This is a genomic window from Streptomyces sp. NBC_00400 (assembly GCF_036048035.1).
Taxonomy (GTDB): Bacteria; Actinomycetota; Actinomycetes; order Streptomycetales; family Streptomycetaceae; genus Streptomyces.
This window is the reverse complement of record NZ_CP107940.1, coordinates 3,601,983-3,616,219: the sequence shown is the minus strand read 5'-3', so window position 1 is coordinate 3,616,219 and position 14,237 is coordinate 3,601,983. Positions and strand designations below refer to the sequence as shown.

Below are 14,237 nucleotides of genomic sequence, written 5' to 3'. Positions count from 1 at the left end.
ACTCCGAGCCGGACTCCGAGCCGGGCTCCGAGCCGGATGCGGCTGTGCGGCGCCCCTCCGCTCCCCCTCTCAAGTCCGCCCTGAGCGCCCAGCCGTCACCGGTGTCGAGCGCCGCACCGGTCCCGGCCGTCGCCAAGCCGGTGCTCGCGGCCCCGGTCACCGCGCCGACGCGCGGCACGGGAACGGCGCCCGCTCTTCCCGCCCGCTCCTCGGCGACGTTCGTACCGTTCTGGCGGTCATCCACCCAGCCGGCGCGCAAGGAGTGGGCGTCGATCGAGCAGTCGGCCCGCCGGGTGGCGCGGGTCGCCCTGTCGCACCGGAAGCTGGGGGTGGCGCCCCAGGAGGTCGACATCGTCGGCTACAGCGACGGGCTGCCCGGCACCAAGTGGTGGGCCGAGCGGGTCGGCACGGCGCGGGCCGCGGCGGTGGCCGCCGTCTTCAACCGGGCGCTGGACCGGGAACTGGCCGCCCTCCAGGCGGGCCTGACGGCCAGTCAGGTGCCGCTGCGGGCGGCGGATGTGACCGTGCGGGCCCGGTACGGCGGCGGACGGGCCGCCGCCGTACCGCCGCGCACCGACGGCGCGCGGCGGCACACCGTGGTCAACGTGTCCGGCCCGTCGGTCGCGGAGGCGCGGCGGACGCTGGGCGCGCTGGCGGCGCGGGAGGCCGACCGGCTCGGCCGGCCCCGGATGACGCCCGAGGAGCAGGCGCGCCAGGTGCTGCACCTGGCTCCGGACGCCGTGGTGGACCTCGCGGTGCTCGGCGCGCTCTACACCCTGGTGGGGCAGGCGCGGGCGGCCGGTCAGGCGCGGTCGACGGGGGAGTTGGCGGCCTTCCATCTGCGGCAGCCGGGTGTCCTGGAGCGGTTGGGGGTGGCCGCCGGGGACCGGGTGCGGCACTTCACCCACCAGGGGCAGCGGATCCCGGGCCTGAACTGGGGGGAGCAGGAGGTCGCCGAGTTCGACGCCGCCGAGTTCGACATCCTGCGCCGGTCGGCCGACGGCTCGCTGGTGGGCGGGGCCGGCCACCAGCCGGCCCCGTGGCGCGGGCCGGTCTACCCCGTCTCCGCCGCCCTGCGGGACGGGCTGGTACGGATGCGGCTGCCGGACGGCTCGGTGCGGGAGCAGAGCGTCGAGGAGGCCGCCGTCGTGATGCGCGCGGACCTGGCCCGGGAGGGCCTGGGCCGGGACGTCCCGATCGTGTGGCCCACCTCCGTCGCGGACGAGGCCGACCTGGCACTGATCGAGCTGTTCGCGCACCTCACGGACCGCACGGTGTGGGTGCACAGCGGCCTGGTGGACTTCCGCGCCGGCTCCGATGTGATCCGTGTGGTGCACCAGGAAGGGCAGCCGGAGGGCGACTGGCTGGCCGTCGATTCCCCCCGTCCGTCCGAGCCCGCGGAGGACGGGCCGGACTGGCACCGGGAGACGTACCTGCGCCCCGCGGTCGACACGCGGGACCACCGGCGGATCGGCAGCTCCTTCTTTTCGGCAGCGGAACTGGCGGGACCCCGGGAGGAGTTCAGCCGCCAACTGGCACAGCAGCCGGCGTTCGTGCACTACAACCCGGCCACGAACGAGATATCCGAGGAATTCCCGCTGGCGGGCCCGACGCCGGAGGACTCGGAGGAGAAGGCCGCGCACCTGTTCGGGCACGGCCTGCCGGGGCGCCTCCTCCAGGCGATGCGGGACGGTACGTACTGGCTCCTCGGCGAGGGAGAGACGGAGACCTGGGCCGGCCGGCTGCTGCGCCGCTCCCGGGTCCGCTGGATCAGCCTGGTGGCCTGCTGGGGCGGGACACCGCTCGACCTCGACGGCGGCCGGGGCCGGATGGGCCGGGGCGAGGCCGCCGGAGTGCCGTTCGTCGTCGACCCGCTCCGGGACGTCCCGGCGGGCCAGCCGGTCGCCAACGCCTGCCGGCTCCCGGTGCGGGCCCCGGACCACATCCACGCCCCGATGCGGAACGACGCGGGCCGGTACGTGCACGCCCTCTACACGGACGCGCAGGGACGGCGCACCCGGTGGCGGTACTTCCGACCGGAGCCGCGGTCGGCCGAGTTGGGCCGGCTGGCGCGGGTGGCCGGGCTGCACCGGGGCCCCTGGCCGGCCTCCGACGCGGCGCGGGTGCGCACGCTGCGGCTGGTACGGGCGTTGAAGATCACCTTCGGCCGCGATGTGCAGGACGCCGCGGACTTCCGTGACCTGCTGCGCGGCGCCGCGGCCCTGGAGCGGATGTGGCGGGACGACCCGGCGCTGTCCGGGATGGGCCCGTTCACCCTGGACGCGTTCCAACGGGCGGTGGCCGCACACCCGGACGGCCGGCAGGGCGTGGACCAGGACGGCTACCGCGCCGTGCTGGCCGCCGCCCGGCGCGCCGCGCCGGGCACCCTGCTGGACGGGTTCGCCCCGATGCCGGCGGTGGCGCGGACCGTCCAGTGGCTGCGCGAGGCGGGCGCCGACGCGCTGACCGCCCGGACCCCGGAGACCGCCTACACCGGGGCGGACCTGCGCTCCTGGATGTTCTGGGCGCGGGTGAAGACGTACGACGCGCTGGCCGGCGCGGACCTCCCCGCGCTCGCCCGGAAGGTGCTGCACCTGGGCCCGGACCAGGACGTGGACGCGGCCCGCGAGGAGGAGCTGCGCCGGGTGCTCACCTGGGCGTTCGCCGAGGGCCGCGCCGCCACCGACCCGGACGTGGCCGCCGCCTACCACCTCGAACAGGCCGGAATGCTGGGCGACGGCACCGCCTCGGGCACGCTCGGCACCGGGGACGAGACCGGCCGGGGGCGGGACTTCACCGGCCTGCGGACCCTGCCGGTGGCGGACCTGGCGACCGTCGAGGTGGACGGCGCACGGCAGCCGGCTCCGTGGCCGTACCCGCACAAGGACGAGTGGCGCCGCCGGATGCCCACCCTGGTCCGCGGCACGCTGGACCCGGCCGACCGGCGCTACCTCCTGCTGACCCTGCCGGACGGGACGACGCACCGGGCACCGCACAGCGAGATCCCCCACCTGCTCGCCGCGGACCCCGCCCTGCTGGCCATGGACCTGGCCGTCGATGTCGTGCTGGACATCCCCGAGCTGGACCGGCTGGCGCCCGGCCTGGCCGACGACCTCGCCCAACTGCTCGGCCGCGGCGTCTGGTCGACGGCCGCGTCGACCGGCCTGGAGCCCACCGGGCGGGACGGCAGCTCCGTGCTCACCCTGCGGCCCTCGCCGGCGGATCCGGACACCCCGCCGGCCTGGAACCGCAGCGCGCCCCGCACCCCGGCCCAGCCGCAGGACGCCCCGCTCGCGGTACCGGACCCGCTGCCCGTATCGGCACCGCTGCCCGACCCGTCGACGGCCGCCACGGTGATGACCGTCGCGCCCCTGCCGGTACTCCTGCCGGAGCCGATGGACGCCGAGCCGGAGCCGGAGCCGATGGACGCCGAGCCGGACCCGGAGCCGATGGACGCCGCGCCGGAAACGCCCGCTCCGGCGGACAGCGAGCCGGAGTTGCCCGCCCCGGCGGACACGGAACCGGAGCCGCCCGCCCCGGCGGACACCACCCCGGCAGACACCGAACCGGCGGACACCGAGGCGAAGTCGCCGACCAGCGACGGCACCCCGGCGGCCGTGGAGCTGCTGGACGTGCTGCACGGGCAGGACCGGCGGCTGGACGGACAGCCGCTGGACCTGGACGCGTCGGCGCGGCAGATCCTGCACCTGGGCCAGGACACGCCGGTGGACGTGCCGCAGCGTGCCGAGCTGTTCGACCTGGTGGAGCGCGCTCGGGCGGCGGGGCGGGCGACGAGCCTGGCCGCGCTGGCCGCCTTCCACCTGGACGAACTGCGCGCCTCGACGGGCGACGGCCGGTACTTCACGATGGGCGGCGTCCGCGTCCCCGGCCTGAACTTCAGCGAGTCCGAGGTCGTCGAACTGGACCTGGACGGCATCCCGGTCCATGTGACGGGGAAGCACCGCGCCGCCGGCCGGCAGGCGGACCCGAAGCCCGTGCCGCGCCCCTACGCCGTGGCGGCCGACGTGCGGGCCGGCAAGCTCGTCGTGCGGCCGGGCGGTGTCGGCGGGCGGGAAGTGCTCGTCGACTTCGAGGAGTTCATCGAGCTGGTGACCGCCGACGTGCGGCGCCTGGAGCTGCCGCCGGGCACCCGGATCGTGCTGGCGATCCCGCTCGCCGGCGACGGGCTGCTGGACTGGCCGCGGTGGCTCGCGGACCGGACCGGTCTGCTGGTGCTGGCCCACAGTGGCGAGGTGGCGCTGCGGGTGCAGCCCGGCAAGGCAGTCACCCTCCAGGTCGAGCACCGGCCGTCGAAGCCGCAGGGCGACTGGATCCCCAACCCGCCCGGTATGGGCCGCGACCCGCGGAACGGCGACCCGATGGCCGAGTTCCGCGACGTGCTCACCCGGGCCCTCATCGACCCCGGGACCGGCGAGCAGTTCGGCCGCGGCTCCCACACGGACGCGGACCTGGTCGAGGAGGGGTACGAGGAGCTGGGCCGCCACCTGCGCGAGGCCAGGACGTTCGTGCACCTCGACCTGAACGCCGACGATGTCTCGGAGGAGCTCTCCGTGCCGGCTCCCGGCGACGAGCGCGACGCGTACTACGAGGACCTGCACGCCAACCAGCGCGGCCTGCTCCTCGCCGGGCTGGAGGGGCCGCGGGAGGTGTCCGGGACGGAGGAGCTGCGCCGGTGGGGCCGGCGGCCGAGCGTGACCGCGAACCCCGACGGCTGGACCGACATCGCGGGCTGCCGGCCGGGCGCCTACGAGGACCGGTCGGTTCCGCCGCGCAAGTACCTGTGGGCCGACGAGGAGGCGTTCGTACCGGATCCGCTCACGCACGTTCCCGTCGGGCAGCGGAGGGCGAACAACGACGACCGCGCGGTGCGCACCCCCAATCGTCCGCAGACCGGCGCTCAGCTGCCGGACGGCAGGTGGGTCCGCATCCTGCACACGGATCCCTGGGGCCGGCGCGGCCGGTGGCTGATCTTCCTGCCGGAGCCCAAGGGCGCCGAGTTGGACCGGTTGGCCGAGGTGGTCGGCCGGCATGACGGTTCGGGTGAGGCGTCGGCCGAGGTCCGGTTGCGGGTGTTGCGCGGGGTGCGGGCGTTGCGGCTGGTGTTCGGCTGGAACGTCAAGGCGCTGGCCGAGGCGGCGCGGCAGGGCGGCTACGAGGAGTTGTTGCGGGGCTTCGCCGCGCTGGATGACATGTGGCGGGCCGACGACCGGTTCGCGGGGCTGGGCCGGTTCACGTTGGACATGTTCCACCGGGTGGTGGCGGCCCGGCCGGAGGGTGGCGCGGATGCGGACCAGGGTGCGTACCGGGCGGTGCTGGCGGCGGCCGGGCGGCAGCCGGCGGGCACGTCGCTGCGGGACTTCGTGCCGGGGCTCCCGGACGCGGTGGACCGGGCGGCCGTCTGGGCGAGCGGTGCGGACCTGGCGGGGGAGGCGGCCGAGGCCCTGCGGACGGACCGGGACGCGGTGACGGACGCGGAGCGCTCGCGGATGTTCTGGGCGCGGGTCAAGGCCGAGGAGACGTTGGCGGGGCTCGACGCCGACGCGCTGCTGCCGAAGGTGCTCGGCATCGACCCGGCCGCCGAACCGGACGACGCGCCGCACGCGGAGCTGCGGAGGGACTTCACGTACGCGTACGCGGCCGGCTGGGACGGGTCCAACCCGGACGCGGTCGCCGCCCACCGCCTGGAGCGGCTCGGCGCGCAGGACGGCGACTCACTGGTACTGACCGTCTCCGAGCCGGCCACCTTGGAGCGGGTGGCGGAGAGCGGGCGCGGGTTCGACTGCTGCGGGCGGGACCTTCGGCCGGGCCCGCGGCCCCAGCGCGTCGACCTGTCCCGGATCCGTACGTCCGCCGGACTGGAGGACGCGCCCTGGACGGGCGGACCGTGCCCCTTCCTGGCGGGCGCCGCCCTGCACCCGACGGACCCGGACCTCGTCCGGATCGAGGTGGCCGGAGTGGAGCAGTGGGTGTCGGTGGACACCTGGCTGGAGATGCTGGCCGCCGATCGCAAGCTGCTGCTGTGGAAGCCGGCCACTCCCGTCGTGCTGAGCCTGTCGCAGGTCAACCCGTCCGTCGCCCTGGTGGCGCAGCGGGCCGCCGGCAGGCTCGGCCGGAAGGTGCTGTTCACGAGGGTGCCGACGGACCTGTCCGGCGTGGGCGACAGCGGGTTGCCGGTCCTCACGTTCCGCCCCGGCACGGACGGCACGGACGGCGCGGGAACGCCGGCGCCGGCCGACGAGGGCTGGGAGACCGCGCGTCCCCGACCGCCCTTCCCGGTCCCGGAGGTGTCCTCCCTGTCCGTGCCGCCGCCCGTACGCGAGTCCGCCGCCCCCGCGACGGTGGAGGACGGCGACGGGCCGCGCGACGAGTCCGCGCCGGGGTCCGGGTCCGGGCCCGCTTCCGAGTCCGCGCCCGAGGACCCGTCCGCCCCCGACCCCACGTCACCGCCCGCCGAGCAGCACACGGAACCGGCGCCCGACTCGGATCCGGACAGCGACCCGGACGACGACCCGGACGACGACCCGGACAGTGACCCGGACGACGACCCGGATGGCGACCCGGACAGTGACCCGGACGACGACCCGGATGGCGACTCGGACCACGCCCCGGACAGCGACCCTGAGTCCGACGCCCCCTCCGCCCTCGTCGCGGACTTGGGCCACGGGCACCGCGGGCTCCTGGGCTCGGTGCACGTCATGCCGTTCCCGGACGAGACGCTTCAGTGGCTGCACGCCGGCATCGGCGCCGCCGTCCGCGCCCGGCACCAGGCGGTCGTGGGCGCGACGGCCGAGGACCTGGAGGCGCAGGACCGGCGCGGCAGCGCGGCGCTGGAGAAGGAGGTGGCGGCCGAGTTCGCCCAGGACGCGGTGCTGGAGGCGCTGCCGTATGTGCTGAGCGCCAAGGGCATGGTCCGGATCGTGACCTACCGGGGTCGCTGGTACCGGGTGACGTGGCGGCTCGATCTCGGGGATGCCCGGCCCGCGCCCGCGATGGCCCCCGACGTGCCCGAGGGGCAGCGGATCCAGATCGAGGAGCGGAACAAGACCACCGTCACGTCCAGTGACACCAGCGGACGGCAGACGGTGCGGAGCATCCCGCTCTCCTACGGCCGCACCTGGGCGGTCAACGGCTCGGGGATCCCCGGGCTGGCGTCCCTGGGATTCACCCCGAAGCTGACGTTCACGCACAACCAGGAAGCCACCTCGGTGACGGTGGTGCGGGACTACATGGCGATGTCCGCGCTGGCCTTCGCCGCCGAATCGTCGCGCGCCTACGACTACGGCATGGCGTCGCAGATCAAGGTCGAACCGCTCGATGGCGCGCACCCTGCCCCCGCCCCCGCCCCCGTCCCCGACCCCGCCCCCGTCCCCGACCCCGCCCCCGAGACCGACGAGGCGGCCGAAGACGACGGCTGGGACGGCATCGTGCCCGAGCCCGCCCCCGGCCGGCTCGCCGCGTTGTTCCCGGACTACCTCACCCAGGACCCGGAGCCGCGCCCGTTCGGCCCGCTCTTCGCGTCGGCGGAGGAGCTGCCGGCCGATCCGCAGACCCTCACCGGCGGAGTGCTGCCGATGCGCACGGACACCGTGCGCGACCCGGCCGCGCTGCACGACGCGATCGTCGCGGCCGATGAACTGCGCCCGCATCTGCGCCGGTTGTCGCCGGAGTCGGCGGAGGAGCTGAGCGAATTCCTTTCGGAGAACAACCAGCGTGCCGGGCTGCCGCTGATGCTGGCCAACGCCTACCCGTCACCGGTGCTGCAGGACCGCGCCGGAGACCCGCTGGCCTTCATGGAGGTCAGGGCGCGGCTGACGTGGCTGAACCCCGATGTGCTGGCCAGGTCGAAGAACGTGGTGCTGGAGAACAGCGTGTTCTACACGGTGGGCCCCAAGAACTCCCACACGGTGTCCAACGCCGTGAAGCCGGGCTTCTCGCTCGCCCCCGCCTTCGCGGACCCCGGCGGCTCGGGCGTCGGCGGCGGCCCGGCCTTCTCCGGCGCCTACCAGTACCAGCGCGACCACGCCTTCCACTCGGGCGGGACGGCCTACGACTGGTTCGGTCTCGTCAGCGAGAACCCGCAGCTCCTGGTGGAGGCGGACATCGAGTTCGAGGTCGTACTGGTCTTCCCCGAGGGGGGCCGCACCGATCCGTTCACCTTCAGCCGGCCCGCGGGCCACCTCCTGCGGGTGCCGAGCCGGGCCGAGGTCGACGGCGTCCCGGTCCTGCCGGGCCAGGAGCGGCACCTGCCGCCGGAGACGCTGGAGCTGCGCTCGTTCGGGATGTTCGCCACGCCGCTCGAAATCACCGGTACCGACGAGCAGTTCGAGGAGCTGGAGACGCAGCTGCGCACCTTCCATCTGCTGCCCCCGGCCGAACGCCGGTCGCTGTCCTGGATGGACGAGGTGGGCCGCAAGAAGATTCTCCAGGCCTGGGCGGCCAACCAGCGCGCGCTGTCCCTGGCCCGCTCGCAGATCGGGCTGCGCTGCGCCTCGCGGGACATGGTGGGCGCGGGTCACGCGATCTACTTCGACCTGCCCTTCGAGTACGACAGCTGGCGGGCCTGCGCGGTGGTGCGGGCCAAGCCGCAGGAGGGCACCTACCCCCGCCACCGCAGGAACTTCCCGAACTGGTCCTCGCTGACCGGCAACGGCATGTCGACGGCGAGCGGCGAGTCGGTCACCTCCACGCACACACTGTCCGGTGACTTCTCCGGTGAGGCTCACGGCCCGGTCTCCGGCGACACCACGATGAAGGGCGGCATCCCCTCCAGCGCCTCGATCGGCGGGCAGCGCGCGCACACGGCCGGCTCCTCCTCCGGGTTCGGCCTGGACATGCTCTTGTACCCCCAGACCGGCCTCGCCCAGTTCGACATCCCGGTCACCCACTCCGCGGAGCTCTACTTCGGACGGGGCACCGAGCCCGTGTGGACGTCCGCCCCGCGCAACGGGAACCTCGCGGTGACCCTCCCGCTGGCCCGCACCCTCGCCGAGCGGCCGGCCCCGCTTCCCGCGCCCACCAGCCGGCCCGCCACCGACGAGGACTACCGGCTGGCCCGGATGCAGCCGGACGAGGAGGGCAACCGGCCGCAGGAGGCCCTGCTGCTCCCGGCCGCCGCGCACGTCACGGTGGCGTTCGGCAGCGCCGAGCTGTTCACGGCGTTCCAGCAGCTCCTGGCGGGCGGCCTCCCCGGGGGCGACGCCGAGCCCGGGGCGCTGGCCCGGATCCTGAACTGGACCGCCGAGCACGGCAGCCAGGTGGGCCGGATGCTGCCGTCGTTCGTCACCCAGCCCGCCCAGTGGCTGAAGGACGTCACGCTCGGCGAGTCCCTGACGCACCCGGAGAGCCCTGCCCAGGAGGCCGGCCGGGCCGCCCTGTCCAGCACCGTCGTCTTCGCCCGGTCCCACCAGATCCTGCGCGGCGTCTACGCCTTCGACGCCGGGGCGGCCGGCTCCCTGCTGGGCACCGACACCCAGGGGGAGGTGCGCGGCTACCTGCACGACGTGGTCTACGAGGGGCCCGGCCTCCCGCCGGGGGAGGACTTCGGGGGCAACCTGGACTGGATGGAGAGCGACGTCACCGCCACCGACTCGGCCTGGCGGGGCAGGAGCGGCAAGCGCACCGTGCAGCTCGGATTCAGCGGTTCGGGCACCCGCACCGTCGGGGACGCCTCGGGCACGGTCGCGGGCAGCGGGACTCAGAGCTTCTCGGTGTCGTGGAGCGAGACGGACACCGACGGCGTGTTCACCGACCGGATGAACGCCGACGCCAGGGAACCGCTGCACGCCTTCCGCGCCGACATCACCTATGTCTTCGCGCTGGCCCAGGGCTACCGCAACGCGCCGGCCAACGCCGTCGGATTCGGTCCGCGCGGTGTCCGGACCAGCGCGGAGCGGGTGCCGGGCGGCGTCGTCTTCTGGGTCTCCGAGACCGACGTCCGGGAGGATCTGCGGCTGGCGGCGCTGGCCGGGCTCCCCCACGCGGTGCCGAAGCCGGACCGGCTCCTCCCGCCGTACTTCGTCCGCTCGAAGGGCCGGGCCCTGGGCCCCGCCACCGTGCCGGAAGCCCTCCCGGCCGGTCCGCTGGACGCGTTCGTCGAGGCGCTTGGCGCCGAGGCGACGCGGGAGGCCCCCGGTTCGCTCACCCCGGGCAGCGGTACGCAGGTCTACGGCCTGGACTCCCGTATCGCGGAGGTCGGTTCGGTCATCGGCACGCGGGCACTGGCCGGCACCGGCACCGAGAAGTGGCAGCGGCCGATCACCTTCGTGCACAAGGGCTGGGGAGGCCTGTACCTGGTGACGCTGGCGGTCAACGCCCGCCCGGCCCCGCACCGCGAACTGGGTGAGGTACGCGGCGCGCTGCGCCCGAAGTCGGGTGTGGAGGTCATCTACTCCTCGGCGCCGAGCTCGGTGACGCGCACGGCCTCCCGGTCGGGCACCTTCACCCTCGGCCTCAGCCCGTCGGCCGGCTACACGGTCGCGACCGGAACGGGCAACACGGGCAGCGCGGGGGCCTCGGCGTCCTTCTCCTCGAACAGCTCCCGCTCCACCTCCCTCACCCTCTCCCGCAACCGCCAGCAGTGGCTGCGCACCTACGCGCCGTCCGCGCAGTTCGATGTGGAGTACGAGTACCGGGTGGCCGCCTCCTCGCAGCGGCTGCCCGACACGGTGCCGGGCTTCCTGGTCAACCAGGTCGTCTCGCTCGGGCAGTTGACCGAGCTGCTGGCCGCGGGCACGCTGTCGGCGAGTGAGACCACCGGACTGCGCGGGCTGATCAGCGCCCTGGCCGACGGCATGACGAGCGTGCCGCGCCGGCTGGGGCGGGCCCTGGGCCGGGCGTCGGGTACCCCGGCGGAGGAGACGCTGCCGGAGGAGGGGACGCTACCCGCACCGGCCACCGCCTCCGGCGACGGGATCCCCCTCGGCCCGCTGACCGCCTCCGGCGAGCGGCCCGTCGTCGCCGCGGAAGGCGAGTCCGCCGCCGCGGAGGGCGAGACCGCCGAGTCGGCCACGACCACCGAGACCGCCGTGCCGGACTGGGAGCCCCCGTCCGGCACCCCCGTCTCCAGCACGCCCGTCACCGTCAAGCTGCGCTTCCCCGCGAGCGAGACGCCGTACGAGCGCGAGGACGGCACCGTGGAGTGGTCCGCCGCGCCCGAGCTGCTGGCCCCGCAGATCCACGAGAGCGACCCGCGCGAGATCCGGCCCCTCCCGCGCCCGGAGCCGGCCGCGGACCCGACGGCGGACCCGACAGCAGTTCCAGCTCCAGCTCCGGCTCCGGCTCCGGATCCGCTGGCGGACACCGCCCGTTGGACGCCCGAGCAGACGCTGATCGTCGGCGACTTCGACGCGGTGGACCAACTCGCCGACGCGCTGCGCACCGTCGACCCCGCCCTGCGCGGCGAGGGCCTGCCGAACTCCTCGGAGTCCCACGAGGCCACCATGCTCCGCATCGGCAACCTCGTCGGCTCCGGCAAGGTCACGCTGACCCCGGCGCAGGCTTCCCGCTTCACCGGCAAGCTGCCGTCCGGCGGCTCCGCGTCGGTCCAGCTGACCCTCTACCGTCCGCAGACCGAGTCCGCCGGCCGCTCCATCACCCTGATGGGGATGCGCACCACCATCCGCAGCGCCTCGTCCACCGGCAGCCAGACGTACTCACCGGGCGTGAACGTGCCGCTGAGCGGCGGGCTTACCGAGGGGAACGCGGACACCTTCAGCGGCTCGATCCCCCTCGCGGGCGAGAACATCACGACGGGGCACTCCACCGGAGTCACCAGCTTCCGCCGCGAGATCATCAAGTACGGCACGGGCCTGTCGCAGAACGAGGACGACGAACAGGACGACAGCGGCGTGCTCGGATTCACGGTGACCGCGCACGTGCTCATGGAGGTCAGCGGTCCCGAGGGCACCCGGTGGGTGACCGGCAACATCGTGGCGCGGGCCACCTTGGAGGACGTCCTCGGTCTCGGCATTGCCCAGATGCCGCCCCGGTCGTCCCCCAACGTCTACGACGCCCCGGCCGTCCTCGCCGCGCACGACGCCTCCGACCGGGTGCTGGACCCCGAGTTCTTCGGGGAACAGCTCGCCGCCGCGTTCACCGACGAGGACACGGCCCCGCAGGTGTGGCTCGACCCCGGCGATGTCCCGACGGCGGCACGGCGGGCGCTGCTCAGCGCGCGTACCGCCCTGCTGGACGGCGGCACGCTCGCCGACGCACGGGAGGCCGCGGGCGCCGAACTCCCCGAAGGCCTCTCGGCTGTCATGGGCGCCGCGGCCCACGCCGCCGGCCTCGCCCGCCGCCCCGTCACCCTGGTCCTGCGCACCCCCGCCGGCCCGGTCCACCTGCCCTTCACCCCGCCGGAGCGGGGGCCGGACGACGCACCGGTACCGCCCGCGCCGCCGGCGCCCGAGCCGCAGCCGGAGCCGGAGCCGGAGGGCGAGCCTGAGTCGGAGCCTGAGTCGGAGCCCGAGCCCGAGCCCGAGCCCGAGCCGCAGCCGGAGCCCGAGCCGGAACCCGTGTCCGTGCCGGAGATCGTGGTGACGCCGCCGCCGGACGAGTCGCCGGTACCGGAGATCGTGGTGACGCCGCCGGAGGAGGACGTCCGCGCGGCGGAGGAGCTGGGCCGCGCGGCGCTGCACCTCGCCCCGGACACCGTGTGGGACGCGGAGAAGTACGCCGAATTGGCGGAACTCCAGGAACAGGCCGTCGCCACCGGGCAGGACCCGGCCGACCCGGCGGTTGTGGCGCTCCTGCACCTGGGCAGGCTCGGCGCGTTCTCGGACGCCACCCGGCTCCTGGACTCCGAGGGGAACCACCAGGGCCGCAACTACGGCAGCACGCGCACGCCCGGCGGGCTGGAGCCGCTGCGGATGTACACGGTCCGACCCGGGCCCCACGGGAACACCACCGAGCTGAAGTTCGCCCCGTGGGCCGGACACGGCGGACCACCGCCGTACTTCGTGCACACCGACACCGGCACCGACGACGCGACCGGCGCCCACGTCCTTTGCCTGCCGGGCGGCACGGTGTCGCTCTCCGACGCGGAGCTGTTCGCGCTGCTGGCCGCCGACCCGGAACTGCGCCGGGCCGACCCGGACCGGTGGGTCGCGCTGCTGTCCGCCGGCCCGAGCACAGAGTCCCGGCGGGCGGAGCAGCGGGCGTACTCCGAGCGGGAGAACCGGACCGCGGTCAGCTACAGCGGCACGGTCCTGCTGTCCGAGGGCGACCCGGCCGAGCCGAGTTGGCTCACCGCCCTCCCGGACCAGGCAACCGGGTCGGCGGGCGGCTGGTACCGCACCCGGCCCGCCGGGCCGGCCGCGCGGGCCGCGCAGATCCCGCGGGGCGTGCCGTACTCGGTCGACGGCTGGTTCGACGAGAGCTTCGCGGGCACCCGGGAGCAGTTCCCGTCCCCGCTCGTCATCTCCACGGAGCGCAGCACGGTGTGGGGCCAGGGACACCACGATCCGGACCTGCACCTGTTCGTGGCCGAGCTGCCCGGGCTCGGGCTGCGCGGCGAGTACAACCCGGCCGGGCCGTCCGCCGGCCGGGTGACGGATGCGGAGGGGCGGCTGTACAGTGAAGGCCCCGCCTGGGACTGGTACTTGGCGGGCCGCGGCCTGGTCGCCTCCTCCCGGCTGCGGATGATCCTCCTGGCACAAGACGCCGAGGGCGACCCGAACGACTCGGGTGTCCTGCCGGTGCCGGCCGCCTGGCCGGCCACCGGCCCCGTCAGCGCGACGCCGCCGGTCGACCCGGCCACTGTTGCGGCGGTGCCGCCTCTCCTGCTCCCGCCGGACGACCTGCTTGCCGCCGCCCAGTGGCGCGCTCACACGGGTCCCTTGTACACCTTCAGCTCCTGGTCGACCCGACGGGTCTTCGAGGAGGGGCTGCGGCCGGGCGGAGACGAATGGATCCATCCGATTGACCACGTATACGGCGATGACCGGTCCACCTCGGCGTGGGTCAGTGCGACGGCGAACCTGTCCACCGGCCCCTCTCAGGGCAGTAGTTGGCGCTTCGGCATCGAGGCTCCCGGCGGAATCGATGTGAACGCCACTCTGGGCCTCGCTTCCCCCTTCCCCGACCAGGGGGAGGTGCTGTTCCCCGGAGGCGTCCACCGCCGCTTCATCCAGGGCGCGCAACGGCTGGAGAACGGGGTGCCCGTCGGCGACTACCTCCCCAACCCGCACTTCCGGGAGGGCGCCGACGACAATCGGTGA

The 14,237-nt window shown here is 74.9% G+C and carries 1 protein-coding gene (only partly in view); it reads left to right on the top strand.

Annotation, left to right across the window (positions count from 1 at the left end):
• Positions 1-14,237, top strand: the 3' end of a protein-coding gene (locus OHS81_RS15840) for a lonely Cys domain-containing protein (protein ID WP_328385408.1). It extends 48,307 nt beyond the left edge of the window; the window shows 14,237 of its 62,544 coding nt (coding positions 48,308-62,544); its start codon lies off the left edge, out of view; its stop codon occupies positions 14,235-14,237.